Annotated in this window: 14 protein-coding genes, 3 tRNA genes and 1 other RNA gene; 7 read left to right on the top strand and 11 right to left on the bottom strand. The window is 64.6% G+C overall.

Annotation, left to right across the window (positions count from 1 at the left end):
* Positions 1-148: 148 nt before the first annotated feature.
* From F4U94_RS07430 to thiE, 3 genes are all read right to left on the bottom strand, one after another.
* Complete coding sequence (locus F4U94_RS07430) at positions 149-721, bottom strand: M23 family metallopeptidase (RefSeq protein WP_120250230.1); 573 nt, start codon at positions 719-721, stop codon at positions 149-151.
* Positions 718-1,824, bottom strand: a complete 1,107-nt coding sequence (locus tag F4U94_RS07425; protein ID WP_120250231.1) for a L,D-transpeptidase family protein — start codon at positions 1,822-1,824, stop codon at positions 718-720. The genes F4U94_RS07430 and F4U94_RS07425 overlap by 4 nt, the downstream gene beginning before the upstream one ends.
* A gap of 83 nt (positions 1,825-1,907) precedes the next feature.
* Complete coding sequence (thiE, locus tag F4U94_RS07420; protein WP_120250232.1) at positions 1,908-2,615, bottom strand: thiamine phosphate synthase; 708 nt, start codon at positions 2,613-2,615, stop codon at positions 1,908-1,910.
* Positions 2,616-2,707: 92 nt separating this feature from the next.
* Between thiE and F4U94_RS07415 the strand changes: the two genes are divergently transcribed.
* Positions 2,708-3,853 (top strand): DmpA family aminopeptidase, encoded by a 1,146-nt coding sequence (locus F4U94_RS07415; RefSeq protein ID WP_120250233.1) that lies wholly within the window; start codon positions 2,708-2,710, stop codon positions 3,851-3,853.
* A 132-nt stretch (positions 3,854-3,985) separates the two neighbouring features.
* On the opposite strand, the gene F4U94_RS07410 is transcribed toward F4U94_RS07415, so the two are convergent.
* Positions 3,986-4,891, bottom strand: a complete 906-nt coding sequence (locus tag F4U94_RS07410) for a fructose bisphosphate aldolase (protein WP_120252068.1) — start codon at positions 4,889-4,891, stop codon at positions 3,986-3,988.
* 245 nt (positions 4,892-5,136) lie between these two features.
* Here F4U94_RS07410 and F4U94_RS07405 point away from each other — a divergent pair, with 245 nt between their 5' ends.
* On the top strand, positions 5,137-6,336 hold the full coding sequence (locus F4U94_RS07405; RefSeq protein WP_120252069.1) for an MFS transporter: 1,200 nt from the start codon (positions 5,137-5,139) through the stop codon (positions 6,334-6,336).
* Between the two features lie 19 nt (positions 6,337-6,355).
* Here F4U94_RS07405 and F4U94_RS07400 read toward each other — a convergent pair whose 3' ends face one another.
* From F4U94_RS07400 to tkt, 3 genes are all read right to left on the bottom strand, one after another.
* Positions 6,356-7,558, bottom strand: a complete 1,203-nt coding sequence (locus F4U94_RS07400; RefSeq protein WP_120250234.1) for a phosphoglycerate kinase — start codon at positions 7,556-7,558, stop codon at positions 6,356-6,358.
* Between the two features lie 145 nt (positions 7,559-7,703).
* The gene (gap, locus tag F4U94_RS07395; protein WP_120250235.1) at positions 7,704-8,714 is read right to left on the bottom strand and encodes a type I glyceraldehyde-3-phosphate dehydrogenase; all 1,011 of its coding nucleotides are present in this window, start codon (positions 8,712-8,714) and stop codon (positions 7,704-7,706) included.
* Positions 8,715-8,796: 82 nt separating this feature from the next.
* Entirely contained in the window at positions 8,797-10,758 is a 1,962-nt protein-coding gene (tkt, locus tag F4U94_RS07390; protein WP_120250236.1) for a transketolase, read from the bottom strand.
* 180 nt (positions 10,759-10,938) lie between these two features.
* Between tkt and F4U94_RS07385 the strand changes: the two genes are divergently transcribed.
* The 5 genes from F4U94_RS07385 to F4U94_RS07370 all read left to right on the top strand — a co-directional run bounded on the left by F4U94_RS07385 (position 10,939) and on the right by F4U94_RS07370 (position 12,483).
* Positions 10,939-11,127, top strand: a complete 189-nt coding sequence (locus F4U94_RS07385; RefSeq protein ID WP_120250237.1) for a hypothetical protein — start codon at positions 10,939-10,941, stop codon at positions 11,125-11,127.
* Complete coding sequence (locus tag F4U94_RS07380) at positions 11,120-11,455, top strand: cell division protein ZapA (RefSeq protein ID WP_120250238.1); 336 nt, start codon at positions 11,120-11,122, stop codon at positions 11,453-11,455. The genes F4U94_RS07385 and F4U94_RS07380 overlap by 8 nt, the downstream gene beginning before the upstream one ends.
* Positions 11,456-11,467: 12 nt before the next feature.
* A non-coding RNA gene (gene ssrS / locus F4U94_RS25535) (6S RNA) lies at positions 11,468-11,624 on the top strand.
* 38 nt (positions 11,625-11,662) lie between these two features.
* A complete protein-coding gene (locus F4U94_RS07375) occupies positions 11,663-12,250 on the top strand; it encodes a 5-formyltetrahydrofolate cyclo-ligase (protein WP_120250239.1) in 588 nt (195 codons plus the stop codon).
* Positions 12,247-12,483 (top strand): DUF2842 domain-containing protein, encoded by a 237-nt coding sequence (locus F4U94_RS07370; RefSeq protein ID WP_120250240.1) that lies wholly within the window; start codon positions 12,247-12,249, stop codon positions 12,481-12,483. Before F4U94_RS07375 ends, F4U94_RS07370 begins: the two co-directional genes overlap by 4 nt.
* A 28-nt stretch (positions 12,484-12,511) precedes the next feature.
* Here the strand turns inward: F4U94_RS07370 and F4U94_RS07365 are convergent.
* The 4 genes from F4U94_RS07365 to F4U94_RS07350 form a co-directional block, all read right to left on the bottom strand.
* Positions 12,512-12,588, bottom strand: a tRNA-Asp gene (locus F4U94_RS07365).
* 79 nt (positions 12,589-12,667) lie between these two features.
* Positions 12,668-12,744: transfer RNA gene (locus F4U94_RS07360), tRNA-Asp, on the bottom strand.
* Between the two features lie 81 nt (positions 12,745-12,825).
* Positions 12,826-12,902: transfer RNA gene (locus tag F4U94_RS07355), tRNA-Asp, on the bottom strand.
* A 42-nt stretch (positions 12,903-12,944) separates the two neighbouring features.
* The gene (locus F4U94_RS07350; protein ID WP_120250241.1) at positions 12,945-14,099 is read right to left on the bottom strand and encodes an AI-2E family transporter; all 1,155 of its coding nucleotides are present in this window, start codon (positions 14,097-14,099) and stop codon (positions 12,945-12,947) included.
* Positions 14,100-14,212 lie beyond the last annotated feature (113 nt).

The raw sequence follows: 14,212 nt of genomic DNA, 5'->3' as shown, positions 1-14,212 counted from the left end.
GCAAGAGGGAGCCGGGTCGGGCCTTAACTTCGCACTTTTCCCGCAAATCGTGAAATTGCGTGTCCTACATAGGATATTTTCGGAAAGGCGCCCCTCCCCACCGCCGTTCGGAACGGAACCTAGCATAAGCTGTGCCTTGTAGGACAGGTCAGTGCCGTACCAGCAGCGGATAGGGGTTGATCGCGCGGCCACCATACCAAGCCTCACCCGGTTGCATCACATTCACCGCGAAATGCAGGTGCGGCGCGGACGGATCGGCGTTGCCCGTACTGCCGACCGTGGCGACGCGCTGGCCGCGCCGTAGCACCTGCCCTTCTTGCAAGCCGGGCGCATAGCCATCCAGATGCGCATAATAATAGATCAACCGTCCGTCGGACGATCGTTGATAGAGGGTGCGGCCGCCATCCTGGCTCCAGAACAGCTTTTCGACGCGACCGTCGGCGGCAGCCAGCACCGCCATGCCCCGCGCCGCCATGATGTCGATCGCGTCATGCGGTCGGGCGCCGCCGGCTCGTGCCTGGGTGAATGTGTCGGTAAGCGCGGAGGCCGGCACGCCCTCCACCGGGATCAACAGCGGGCCGTTGTCCGACCGGCGAGCGGCCTGGGGCGGCGGCGCGGGTGCGGACGGCGCATCGGCCGGCACGATCCGCACGCAAAAATGGGCGAAGGCCGCGCAGAGCAGCGCCGCCGCTACGCCCGCTGCCCACGCCCGCCTGCTCATGCCTGAAACTTCGCCTTGACCCCGCTCTTCACCATCTGGGCGAGGCGGGCGGCATCCCAATTGGTCAGGCGGATGCAACCGTGGCTTTCGGTGCGACCGATCGTCTGCGGCTCCGGCGTGCCATGGATGCCATAATGATCCTTCGACAGGTCGATCCACACGACGCCCACCGGACCATTGGGACCGGGCTTCAGCACCGCCTTCTGATCCTTGCTGGATGCGTCCCAGAAGAGGTTGGGATTATAGTGGAAATCAGGATTCCGACTGACGCCCTTGATCGTCCATTCACCCAGCGGCAGCGGATCATGCTGCGATCCGGTCGTCACCGGAAACTGCGCGATCATGCGGTTTTGCGCATTATAGACCTTCAGCAGCCCTTCGGATTTGTCGACCACGATATGGTCGGCCTGGGGCTGATCCTTGGCCACGCCCAGGCTGGCGAGCGTCTCGCCCCAGCCGCGCGCGTCGCCATCGATCTGCGCCATCGGCTGATTGTCGATCGCGGGCACGCGGATGGTCGCGCCGGCGGCGACCTTCGTGCCCGGCGTGTTGAGCGCGACCAGCGCCTCGGGCGTGGTATGGAATCGCTCGGCCAGCTTCTCCGGCAGGTTGCGATAGGTGAGCGCAGGCAGGCTGGCCTGCTCGTTCAGCCCCTTGGGAATGTCGAAAAACGGCCCGCGCGCGAAATCATCGGGGATTTTCACCAGATAGGTGGTCGGCCGCGCTTCCCCTTCCAGCAGGGCGGCGCCGGTCTTCTGGTCGAACTGGCCGGTCACGGGCAGGTCATGCGCCGCCTGAAAGCCGCGCAACGCCGCCTTATAGCTCATGCCATCCTTGCCATCGAGGATACCGGGCGAAAAACCCCAGCGATCAAGCGCCACCTGCGCCATCAGGATGCGGCTGGGTTGCTGCGGGTTCTGCTCCTGCACGACCTCAAAATCATAGGCCGCCTTTTTCACGGCCATTTGTGCAGCGGCGCTATTGTCCGGCTGTGCGGCGTTGGGTGCGGGCTGGCTTTCGTTGGCGTCAGTGACGTTCACATTGCAGGCGCTGCACAGCAGGGCGGCAAGCAATAGATGATTTTTCAAGGCGCTACTCTCCATCGTTGTGAGGAGAGAACGCGCGAAAGGGCGTAAGGGTGCGATACGTGTCCCCTCCCGCACACGGGAGGGGGAACAGATAGACATTAGCGCGGCGGCGGGGCCTTGCTGGCCAGTACATCCTTGAATGCGGCCACGCCGGCCGTTGGGCCTTGCGGATGGTTCCACACCGCGCCGCTCACTGCCAGGAAATCGGCGCCGGCCGCGACCAGCGGACCAGCATTGTCCGCCGTCACGCCGCCGATCGCCACACAGGGCAGTTCGAACAGCGTCGTCCACCAGCCCAGAACCGACGGTTCGGCATGATGCGTCACCTCTTTGGTCGTGGTGGGATAGAAGGCACCGAACGCGACATAATCGGCCCCCGCCTCACCCGCTTCCATCGCCAGATGGCGGCTGTCATGGCAGGTGACGCCGATCTGCACCTTCGGCCCCAGCAGCTTGCGCGCTTCCTTGGGGTCGCCATCGCCCTGCCCCAGATGGACGCCATCCGCGCCAAGGCGCTGCGCCAGCGCCACGCTATCATTGATGATGAAGGCGACTTCCCGCTCGGCGCAGAGCGCCTGCAACGGCCCGGCGGCGGCGGCAATCGCGTCGTCATCCAGCCCCTTCAATCGCAACTGGAAGGCAGCGACCTCACCCCCATCGAAGGCCTGCGCCAGTCGATCGACAAAATCGTCACCGATCCTCGGCGGGGAAATCAGGTAAAGCTGGCAGGCGGGGCGAAAGCCCGCTTCGAACTGGTCGGCAAAATGCGGATCGAGCGCCAGCTCTTCATCGGTAAAATCGGTCATGCGCGCCTTATAGCCATTCAGGCGCGCGCGCCAAGTGTGGCGAGGCGCGTGCGCGCTTGATAGAGGGGCGGATCGTTTTCAGGGAACCCATCATGCGCCATGCCATCGCCGCCATCCTGCTGCTGTCCGGTGCGCCGCTGCTGGCCAAGGAAGCGGCTAAGGAAACGCCTCGCCCCCGCGCGCGGGAGGCCGGCGTCACGGTCGGCATCCTCCAGCCGGGACCGCTCAATGCGATCACCGATGTGGCGGGCGTGAAAGTCGGCCAGGTCACCTTGCCGCGCAGCCATGACGTCAATAGCGGCGTCACCGCCATCCTGCCCCATGGCGGCAACCTGTTTCAGGACAAGGTGCCGGCGGGCTTCGTCGCCTATAATGCGTTCGGCAAATTCATGGGGTCGACCCAATTGGCCGAACTGGGCGAGGTCGAGACGCCGATCATGCTGACCAACACGCTGAACGTGGCGGAAGCCGCAGCGGCCTCGGTCGAATGGACACTGGCCCAGCCGGGCAATGAAGAGGTGCGATCGGTCAACGCCGTGGTGGGCGAGACGAATGACGGCACGCTCAACGATATTCGCGGTCGCCATGTGACGATCGCCGACGCGCACCGGGCGATCGAGACGGCGAAGGACGGTGCGGTGGAGGAAGGCGCGGTCGGCGCGGGCACCGGCACCATCGCCTTCGGATATAAGGCCGGGATCGGCACATCGTCGCGCAAACTACCCGCTTCGCTGGGAGGCTGGACCGTCGGCGTGCTGGTGCAGGCCAATTATGGCGGCGTGCTGACCATTGCGGGCGTGCCGGTAGGGGTGAAGCTGGGCCAATATGATTATCGGCAGCAGGTGGAAGAAAAGAAGGCGGACGGATCCGTCGTGATCGTGATCGCCACCGATGCCCCGCTGTCGGACCGCAATCTGCGCCGCGTGGCCGAGCGCGCCTTTGGCGGGATCGCGCGGACGGGGTCCAGCTTTTCCAACGGGTCGGGCGACTATGCCGTGGCTTTTTCCACGAATGTAGCGGTGCGGCGGACGGCGGCGAAGCGCAACGCCGTGGCGGCGGTGGAGGATATGCCCAACGACCGGGTATCACCGCTGTTTCAGGCGACGATCGAAGCGACCGAGGAGGCCGTGCTGAACGCCTTGTTCAAGGCGCAGACAGTGGTGGGTCATCGCGGCACGGCGGAAGCGCTGCCGCTGGACAAGGTGCTGCCGATGGTGAAGCGCCAAAACGCCCGATAACCGTTCGCTTCGAGCCCAGTCGAGAAGCCGCGAGAACCGCGCTTTCCGTTTCTCGACTTCGCTCGAAACGAACGGGTCATTTTCTCATGGAAAAGGCCGGGCAGCCCTATAGCCGCCCGGCCCCAAATCCGATCAGGCCGCGACCGGCTGCTTGGCGACCGAAGCGCCATGGATTTCGTCGATCGCTTCGCCGAGCGAGGCGTTGAATTCCGCGTCGGTCATCTGATGGCGCAGATCGTTCAGCAGCGCGCGGCTGAAGCTGGCGATGATGCCGCGATTTTTCGACAGTTCGACGCAGGCTTCGGGACGCGCGAAACCGCCCGACAGGGCAACGACGCGCAGCACGGCGGGATGGTCGACCAGCGGGTCGAACAGGCCGGCCTTGGCAGGCAGCGACAGCTTCAACATCACCTGAACGCCTTCGTCCAAGGCATCGAGATTCTTGAGGATTTCTTCCAGCAGGATCTGGTCGGCTTCGGCGCGTTCGGGCGACTTGATGTTCACTTCCGGCTCGATGATCGGCATCAGACCGCCGGCCAATACCTGCATGCCGACTTCGAACTGCTGCGCGACGACGGCAGCGATGCCTTCGCGATTGGCCAGATTGATGACCGAGCGTTCCTTGGTGCCGAACACGCCCAGGCCCTTGGCGCGGGCGAGCAGCGTGTCGAGGCCGGGATTGGGCTTCATCAGCTGCACGCCGTTCGCCTCATCCTCCAGCCCCTTGTCGATCTTGATGAAGGGGACGACGCCCCGTTCGATCAGCGCGGTGGGGGTCGGCTTGCCGTCGACGGTGCCATCCATGGTGCGTTCGAACAGGATCGCGCCCAGCACCTTGTCGCCGGTGAAGGGCGGCGCGGTGATGACGCGGCTGCGCATCGCGTGGATCAGGCCGAACATTTCCTCTTCGCTCGACCAGGCGCTTTCCTCGACGCCATAGCCCTTGAGCGCCTTGGGCGTGGAACCGCCACTCTGGTCCAGCGCGGCGATAAAGCCTTCGCCCGTTGCGATCTTCTGCTTCATGTCCTGATCCAGCATCTGCACATACCTTCCCTTGGGCGCCGCCATATCGCGGCCCATAATCGATTGTCGGCAGACGCTCCATCATCTGCCTACCCTGCGCGACCGTCTGACGATGATCGCCGGTATCCGGGCTGGTAGCCAGTCCCATGCCGCATCGCAAGGACGATTGCCCGGATTTCGGCGGGCAAACTGCTGCATCGCACCATGAATCGCGCCGGCACGGGTTGAAAGGTTGCGACATGGAACCCATAGGGCACGGCATGACCAGCATCGCCGCCGCCAAGCCCGCCGACCTCTCCCCCCTCGCCATCCTGTTGATGGCCGTCGGATGCGGCGTGATGGTCGCCAATCTCTATTATGCGCAGACGCTGATCGACGTGATCGGGCCGGAAATCGGCATGTCGGCCAGCGTGGCGGGACTCATCACCACGTTGACGCAGCTGGGCTATGGCGTCGGCCTGTTTCTGGTCGTGCCGCTGGCCGACCTGTTCGAAAATCGGCGGATCGTGCTGACCTCGATCGTGGCGACGATCATCGGCTGCCTCGCCATCGCCTTTTCATCCGGTCCCACCAGCTTTCTGGTCGCATCGATCCTGACCGGCGTGGGCGCGACCGGCGCGCAGGTGCTGGTCCCCCTCGCCTCTCACCTCGCCAGCCCGGAAAAGCAGGGGCGCGTGGTCGGTACGGTGATGAGCGGCCTGCTGTTCGGGATCATGCTGTCCCGCCCGGTCGCCAATTTCCTGGCCGGATCGGTCGGCTGGCGCGCGACCTTCATCGTGTCGGCGATCGTGATGGCGATGGTCGGCATCGCGCTGCTCGCCGCCTGCCCCAAGCGCCAGCCCAAGGGCGGCATGCATTATGGGCAGGTGTTGGCGTCGACCTTCTCGCAACTGGTCGTGCATCGCGTCGTGCGGATGCGCGCTTTCTATCAGGCGGCGATGTTCGCGGCCTTCAACCTGTTCTGGACCGCCGCGCCGCTCGCATTGATCCACGAATTTCATCTGGGCCATGCCGGCATCGGCGCCTTTGCTCTGGCAGGGGCCGGCGGCGCGCTGGTGGCGCCGGTTGCGGGATGGATGGCGGATCGCCGCCTGACCCGTCCCGCTTCGCTGATCGGACTGGCGGGGCTTACGGCGGGCTTTCTGCTGGCCGACTGGACCGTGGCGGCGGGCAGCCTGATCGGCTTCACCATCATGGCGGTGCTGATCGACGGCGCGGTGCAGATGAGCCAGATCACCGGGCAGAAGCTGATCTTCTCGCTCGATCCCCATGCGCGCGGACGGATCAACGCGGCCTATGTGACGGTGATGTTCCTGGTCGGCGCTTTGGGATCGGTGATCGGCTCTGTCACCTATGAAGCGGGCGGCTGGAGTGCCAGCGCGCTGGCCGGTGCGGCGATCGGCGGCGTCGCCACCCTCGCCTTCCTGTTGTTCGACCGGGGCGCCAGCCTCACACGCTGACGCCCCTGCCGATTGCAATTTAGACGAACAGCGCCTTCACACCCGGCAGTTCCTTGCCTTCCATCCATTCCAGGAAGGCACCGCCAGCGGTCGAAATGAAGCTGAAATCGCTGCCCACGCCCGCATGGTTCAGCGCCGCGACCGTATCACCGCCGCCAGCCACCGACGTCAGCTGACCTTCCTTGGTCAGTGCGGCCGCCGTCTTCGCCAGCGCAACGGTCGCCGCGTCGAACGGCGCGATCTCGAACGCGCCGAGCGGGCCGTTCCACACCAAGGTCCGGCAGTTCTTGAGCGCATCGCCCAGCGCCTCGACAGCAGCCGGGCCGACGTCCAGGATCATTTCGTCTTCCGCGACTTCATGCACGTTGCAGGTGCGCAAGCTGGGCGGGTTGGCGGCAAATTCCTTCGCCACGACGACGTCATAGGGCAGGTGGATGATGCAGCCGGCAGCTTCCGCTTTGTCGAAGATCGCTTCGGCGGTTTCGGCCAGATCCTTCTCGCACAGCGACTTGCCGATATCGACGCCGCGGGCATAGAGGAAGGTGTTGGCCATGCCGCCACCGATGATCAGATGATCGACCTGCGTGACGAGATTATTGAGAACATCGAGCTTGGTCGACACCTTCGCGCCGCCCACGACGGCGGCCACCGGCTTCACCGGTTCGCCGAGCGCCGCCTGAAGTGCGTCCAGTTCCTTTTCCATCGAACGACCCGCGAAGGACGGCAGCTTGTGCGCCAGTCCCTCGGTCGAGGCATGGGCGCGGTGCGCGGCGGAAAAGGCGTCGTTGACATAGAGGTCGCCGATGGCGGCGATCGCATCGACCAATGCCGGGTCGTTCTTTTCCTCGCCGGGATGGAAACGGGTATTTTCCAGGATCGCGATGTCGCCGTTGCGCATCACGGCGATGCCGTCCGTCGCTGCTTCACCTTGGCAGTCGGGAATGAACTGCACGTCGCGGCCCAGCACCTGCGTCAACGGACGGGTGATCTTCGACAGCGAAAATTCCGGGTTCTTCTGCCCCTTAGGGCGACCGAAATGGGCGAGGATCAGCACCTTTGCGCCGCGATCGGCCAGTTCCAGCACGGTCGGCATCGCTGCGCGCAGGCGGGTATCGTCGCTGACCGAACCGTCCTGCATGGGCACGTTCAGATCTTCGCGCACCAGCACGATCTTGCCGGTGATGTCGCCCATATCGTCGAGCGTCTTGAAGGGTTTGGTCATATATCTTCCCCTAATCTGAATAGACGTCATCCCAGCGAAGGCTGGGATCTCCCTCCCCTTCCCACGCCGAGGAAGAAAGCGAGATCCCAGCATTCGCTGGGATGACGAGAAAGGGCAGACTTTCGCCTGCCCTTCAACCTTTGTCTTACAGGAACTTCGCGACGACGCCGGTGGTGTCGATCATGCGGTTCGAGAAGCCCCATTCATTGTCGTACCAGCTGAGCACGCGGACCAGCTTGCCGTCGACCACGGCCGTTTCCAGGCTGTCGACGGTCGAGCTGCGCGGATCGCCATTATAGTCGATCGATACCAAGGGTTCGTCCGAATAGCCCAGCACGCCCTTGAGCGGGCCGGATTCCGACGCAGCCTTGAGCAGGCTGTTGACCTCGTCCTTCGTGGTCGGGCGCTTGGGAATGAACTTGAGGTCAACGACCGAAACGTTCGGGGTCGGCACGCGGATCGACGATCCGTCCAGCTTGCCCTTCAATTCGGGCAGAACCTCACCCACCGCGCGGGCGGCGCCGGTCGAGGTCGGGATCTGCGACAGGGCAGCGGCGCGGGCGCGGCGCATGTCGCTATGCAGCTGATCCAGCGTATTCTGGTCGTTGGTGTAGCTGTGGATCGTCGTCATGAAGCCGCTTTCGATGCCGATCGCATCGTTCAGCACCTTGGCGAGCGGGGCCAGGCAGTTGGTGGTGCAGCTGGCGTTCGAAATGACGATGTCGTCGGCGGTCAGCGCGTCATGGTTGACGCCAAACACGACGGTGCGATCGACATTGGTGCCCGGCGCGGAAATGATCACGCGCTTGGCGCCGGCGGCCAGGTGCGCGCTTGCCTTGTCCTTCGTGGTGAAGATGCCGGTGCATTCCAGGGCGATTTCGACGCCCAGGGCTGCGTGCGGCAGGTTGGCGGGATCGCGCTCGGCCGTCACCTTGATCTTCTTGCCATCGACGACCAGCAAATCGCCGTCCACGCTGACGTCGCCGGCCCAATTGCCATGGACGCTGTCACGCTTGAACAGCAGGGCGTTGGATTTGACGTCGCCCAGATCGTTGATGCTGACCAGTTCCAGATCATGGTCGGTGCGCGAAAGAATGGCGCGCGCCACCAGGCGGCCGATACGTCCAAAACCGTTAATTGCTACCTTCGTTGCCACTGCACTAGCCTCCTGGGGTGTGTTGTTCGGTTATAGGGTCTCCGCCAGCGCGCGCCACCAACCGGCGGCGCGCGCAAGCGGTTTAGAGAGCAGCCGCGATCTGCGGCGCGATCTTGGCGGCGGTCAGGCCGAAATGATCGTAAAGGTCTTCGGCCGGGGCCGACGCGCCGAAGCCGTCGATGCCGAAGCGCAGGCCGTCAAGGCCGGTATAGCGTTCCCAGCCGAAGGTCGTGCCCGCCTCGATCGAGACGCGCAGTACATCGGCAGGCAGGATGTCGGCCTTGTACGCCGCGTCTTGCGCATCGAAATGGGCGAAGCTGGGGACGGAGACGACGTCGGTGCCGATGCCCTGATCTTCCAGAGTTTTGGCGGTGTTGACCGCGATTTCGACTTCCGAGCCGGTGGCAAGGATCACAACCTTGCGCGCGGCGGTGGCGGCGACCAGGCGATAGGCGCCCTTGGCCGACAGATTTTCGCTCTTTTCCGTGCGCAGCTGCGGCAGGTTCTGGCGGGTCAGCGCCAGCACCGACGGGCCGGTCGCATCCTTCAGCGCCAGTTCCCAGCATTCCGCCGTTTCGACGATGTCGGCCGGGCGATAGACGTCCAGGTTCGGGATCATGCGCATCGACATGACATGCTCGATCGGCTGATGGGTCGGGCCGTCTTCACCCAGACCGATCGAGTCATGAGTCAGGACGTGAATGACGCGCTGCTGCTGAAGCGCGGCGAGACGGATGCCGCCGCGCATATAGTCGGAGAAGACCAGGAAGGTGCCGCCATAGGGGATCACGCCGCCGTGCAGCGCCATGCCGTTCATCGCGCAGGCCATGCCGAATTCGCGGATGCCATAATAGACGTAACGACCCGAATAATCGTCCTTGGTCAGCGGACCGGTCGACTTGGTCTTGGTGTTGTTCGAACCGGTCAGGTCGGCCGAGCCGCCCAGCGTTTCGGGCAACAGATCGTTGATGGCACCGAGGGCCAGCTCGCTCGCCTTGCGGGTCGCGACCTTCTGCGGATTGGCGATCAGGCTGTCGATATAGGTTTCCAGCGAGAAGTCGGCGGGCAGTTCGCCAGCCATCCGGCGGGTAAATTCCGCCGCCTTCTCGTTGCTTGCAAGGCGACCTTCCCAGGCGGCGCGAACGTCGCGGCCCTTGGCGCCGATGGCCTTCCACGCGTCGGCAATGTCGGCCGGGATGACGAACGGTTCGGCGGTCCAGCCAAGAAACTCGCGCGCGGCGGCGACTTCATCCGTGCCGAGCGCCGAGCCGTGAACACCCGACGTGCCGGCCTTGTTCGGCGCGCCATAGCCGATCTTGGTCGCGCAGGCGACGATCGAGGGGCGGCTGTCGGCAACCGCTTCGGCCAGTGCGCGGCGGACGTCGGCGACGTCATGGCCGTCGCACGACACGACATGCCAGCCGGTCGCGGCATAGCGGGCCAGCACATCTTCGCTGCTCGACAGGTCGACGGCGCCGTCGATGGTGATCTTGTTATCGTCCCACAGCACGATCAGGCGACCCAGGTTCAGGTGACCGGCCAGACCGATGGCTTCATGGTTGATGCCTTCCATCAGGCAGCCGTCGCCCGCGATCACCCAGGTGCGGTGATCGACCAGATCGTCGCCGAACTGCGCGTTCAGGTGACGCTCGGCAATCGCCATGCCGACGGCGGTGGCCAGGCCCGAACCCAGCGGACCGGTCGTGGCCTCCACGCCTGCCAGCTCGAAATTCTCGGGGTGGCCGGCGCACGGGCTGTGCAGCTGGCGGAAATTGGCGATGTCCTCGATGGTCGGACGAGCATAGCCGGTCAGGTGCAGCAGCGAATAGATCAGCATCGACCCATGGCCGGCCGACAGGACGAAACGGTCGCGGTCGGCCCATTTGGGCTGGGTCGGGTCGAACTTCAGATAATCGCCGAACAACACGGTCGCCACATCGGCCATGCCCATCGGCATGCCCGGATGGCCGCTATTGGCGGCCTGTACGGCGTCCATGGACAGCGCCCGGATGGCGTTGGCGAGCGACTTTTCGGAAACGGTCATCTGGGCTGGCGTCTTTCCTGAACGTGGCAAAGGACGGCGCCCGCGCGCATGCAGGCGAGTCGAGATCGCGCCCCCTTTGTCGCGTCAAGCCCCATGCGTCAACCGCACGGGTGCCAAGAGCGGGGTCAGCTGCCCCAAAGAGCGCTTTTGCAGGGCCTTTTCTTTCGCTATGGATGGGCGATGGCAAGCGACCGCATGATGCAGGCGATCGGCACGCTGGAGCGTGCTGTGAGCCGGCTTGAACAGGATGTGGCGGGTCTGATAGCCCCGGCCGATCCCCTCCCCGCCGTGGACCAGAAAGCCGCGCGCGCCGCGCTGCGCTCGCTGGACGATCTTATCGACACGCTGAAAGGGCATGCCCATGGCTGAAACGAATTTGGTGATCGCCAGCCGCCATTATCAAATCCGCTGCCGCGATGGCGAGGAAGCGCATCTGGCGCATCTGGCAAGCCTGATCGAGGATAAGGCGCGGGTCGCCCAGCAAAGCACGCCGGGTCTGACGGAGGTGCGCACCCTGCTGTTCGCTGCGCTGTTCCTGGCCGACGAACTGAACGAATTGAAGCGGGACAATGCCGGCCGACAGGCCCGGTTGCAATTGGACGGCGACGACGAACCAAGCGTTCAGGCGATCGAGGCTTTGGCCGGGCGCATAGAAAAGCTGCGCGAACGACTTGCCGGCCGGGCCGACAACGCCTAGATTGATCGGTGACGGGTACTGCGCGGTACGAGCTTTAGCGAACATCCCTGAGGCGATAATCACATCCAAGGGGGCTGTCCCTGGGCGGGCTCCGGCCCGTTCTACATGGTCCCCACCTGACGTTGAGGCGTCAGAGGATATTCCAGCACACGGCCGAGGCGGTCCCGTCACCCTCCCCAACCCCTCTTCCGATCCGATAAGGTCATCATGAGCGACGAGACACCCGCCGCCGACAAGAACAGCCTGCGCGCCATCGCCCGGCAACGACGCAGCGGCTTCGTCGCCACGCTGGACCCGCTGGCGCATCGACTGGCGTTCAAGGTCGTCCCCTCCCCACTGGCCCGCCGGATCGCCGATGCCGCGGTCGTGGCGCTCTATATGGGCCTGGATGACGAGGCACCGGCCCAGCGCATGGCCGGACAGTTGCAGGCGATGGGCAAGGTCGTGGCGTTGCCGCGCGTACTCGACCGGCTGGGCAGCATGGATTTCCTGCCCTGGGAGCCGGAGGATCATCTGGTGCCCGGCCTGTTCCGCACCAGCCATCCCGAACCCAAGGACGGGCCGGTCGCGCCCGACGTCATCATCGCCCCGTTGGTCGGTTTCGACCGGGCGATGAACCGGCTGGGCCAGGGGGGCGGCTATTATGACCGCGCCTTCGCCCGCTTCCCCGACGCGCTGCGCGTGGGCATCGCCTGGTCCGCGCAGGAACTGGACGCGGTGCCTGCCGATCCGTGGGATCTGCCGCTGGACATCATCATGACCGAAGTCGAACTGATCGAAGGACCGGGCCTGTGAGCATCGACCCGCGCCATTATCATCAGCCCAGCTGGCGCAAGCCTGTGGGCATGCTGGCCATCGTCACGCTGATCGCGTTGTGGGCTATCATGGTGGGCAGCCTGTCCGGCCTGATCGGCGCGTTGCCGATGTGGGCGCAGGTGCCGGTCTATGTCGTGCTGGGGATCGTGTGGATCTGGGTCTTGCCGCTGCGGCGGCTGCTGGCCTGGATGGAAACCGGGCGCTGGCGCTGAACATATTCCCACCGCTTCATAGAAGCGGTGGCGCGAGTGACGGGGCTCGAACCCGCGACCTCCGGCGTGACAGGCCGGCACTCTAACCAACTGAGCTACACCCGCGTAGGCGCTGCATCCTTATCGGCTCAAAAGCCGCCAGATGATGCAATATCTGGGAAAATCACCTTCCGGTCAAGGAAGGTGGCGCGAGTGACGGGGCTCGAACCCGCGACCTCCGGCGTGACAGGCCGGCACTCTAACCAACTGAGCTACACCCGCGCAGGGCGACATCTTTTGCGGTTTTTCAACCACCAGACGATGCAGTCTGGAACACCATATCCACCCTCCGGTCAAGGAAAGTGGCGCGAGTGACGGGGCTCGAACCCGCGACCTCCGGCGTGACAGGCCGGCACTCTAACCAACTGAGCTACACCCGCGTTTGGTGTGGAAGCGCCGTCTATGAGCGTCCTGCGATGCTGTCAACCGTCCGCAACATCAGTTTCATCTTTCTCGTCATTTTCTTTGCGGGGCGACACGGTCAACGTGCCCTGCTCGAACAGGAAACCGGCAATATCCGGGGTGCCGGCGGCCGACACGACCGTCTGGATGATGATCAGCAACGGCACCGCCAGCAACGCGCCGGGTGTGCCCCATACCCACCCCCAAAAGGTCAGCGACAGGAGAATCAGCAGCGGGTTCATCGTCAGCCGGCGCCCCAGCAGCAGCGGGGTGATGACATTGGCCTCCACCAGATGGAAGCCGACCTGCAATCCGGCCGGCAACAGCGCGACATAGACGTCGTCGAACACCATCAGGCCGCCCAGCCCCAACAGCACGGCGGCCAGCATCGGCCCGAAATAGGGTACGAAGTTGAGCAGCGCCACGATGCCGCCCCACATCAGCGGCGAAGGCATGCCGATCAGCCACAGGGCGACCGCCACGGCCAGGCCCAGCGACAGGTTGATGATCGCGATGGTGATGACATAGGCCGACGTCGCATCGACCACATTCTGGATCACCCGCGCCACCGCCATCGCGCCGTCGAAACTGCCCCGGCTGTTGATCGTGCGCCGCCGCAGCCGGGTCCAGCCGGCGAGGAAGAAATAGATGATGAGCAGCGCGAACACCATCTGGATGATGGCCGAGGGCGCCGACGTGGCGGCAAATTGCAGCAGGGATCGTGGCGCCTCCACCGCGGCCGTCTGCGCCGCCGCCACCGGGCCGGTCGCCAGCATCTGCACGGTTTCATCCACGAAGCGCTGAAGATTGGCGTAAAAGTCGATCAGCGGCGCCAGGTTCGCCTGAATTTGCGGCAGGCGCTGCGGCAATATCACGAACCATTCGGTCGCCGGCACGACGATCAGCACCAAGGCGGTATTGGCGACAACCAGGAAGCCCACCACCGCGATCAGCGCCGCAAATCCCGAAGGCAGCCCGCGCCGCTCCATCCATTCCAGCAGCGGCACCAGCGCGATGGCGACGACCAGCGCGGCCGTCAGCGGCAGGAAAAACTCCGCCCCCGCCCGTAACGCGAAGGGCAGCGCCAGCAAGAGGCCGATACCCGATGTCAGCGCGATCGACGCCAGCAGCCGGTCGCGACGCCGGTTGACCTCTTGCAACTCCGTCAATGGCACGCCCGATTCCCCTTTCGTTCACCCCGATGTGCGCTGCCGGGGGCGCAGCGTCAATTTACAAAGGGCGTCAGCGGACGGTGCATAAGGAAAAGGCCGGCTTAACCAAATATTTG

This window comes from Sphingobium limneticum (genome assembly GCF_008710155.1).
GTDB lineage: Bacteria > Pseudomonadota > Alphaproteobacteria > Sphingomonadales > Sphingomonadaceae > Sphingobium > Sphingobium limneticum.
This window is presented reverse-complemented; position numbering and strand designations above follow the sequence as displayed.

What these genes read in the sequence shown, in the direction of transcription:
- F4U94_RS07375 (WP_120250239.1), top strand. Translation starts at nt 11,663, where the DNA reads ATGAGCGACGAGACACCCGCCGCCGACAAGAACAGCCTGCGCGCCATC.
- F4U94_RS07405 (WP_120252069.1), top strand. Translation starts at nt 5,137, where the DNA reads ATGACCAGCATCGCCGCCGCCAAGCCCGCCGACCTCTCCCCCCTCGCC.
- F4U94_RS07385 (WP_120250237.1), top strand. Translation starts at nt 10,939, where the DNA reads ATGGCAAGCGACCGCATGATGCAGGCGATCGGCACGCTGGAGCGTGCT.
- F4U94_RS07380 (WP_120250238.1), top strand. Translation starts at nt 11,120, where the DNA reads ATGGCTGAAACGAATTTGGTGATCGCCAGCCGCCATTATCAAATCCGC.
- F4U94_RS07410 (WP_120252068.1), bottom strand. Translation starts at nt 4,891, where the DNA reads ATGCTGGATCAGGACATGAAGCAGAAGATCGCAACGGGCGAAGGCTTT.
- F4U94_RS07400 (WP_120250234.1), bottom strand. Translation starts at nt 7,558, where the DNA reads ATGACCAAACCCTTCAAGACGCTCGACGATATGGGCGACATCACCGGC.
- thiE (WP_120250232.1), bottom strand. Translation starts at nt 2,615, where the DNA reads ATGACCGATTTTACCGATGAAGAGCTGGCGCTCGATCCGCATTTTGCC.
- F4U94_RS07415 (WP_120250233.1), top strand. Translation starts at nt 2,708, where the DNA reads ATGCGCCATGCCATCGCCGCCATCCTGCTGCTGTCCGGTGCGCCGCTG.
- F4U94_RS07425 (WP_120250231.1), bottom strand. Translation starts at nt 1,824, where the DNA reads ATGGAGAGTAGCGCCTTGAAAAATCATCTATTGCTTGCCGCCCTGCTG.
- tkt (WP_120250236.1), bottom strand. Translation starts at nt 10,758, where the DNA reads ATGACCGTTTCCGAAAAGTCGCTCGCCAACGCCATCCGGGCGCTGTCC.
- F4U94_RS07430 (WP_120250230.1), bottom strand. Translation starts at nt 721, where the DNA reads ATGAGCAGGCGGGCGTGGGCAGCGGGCGTAGCGGCGGCGCTGCTCTGC.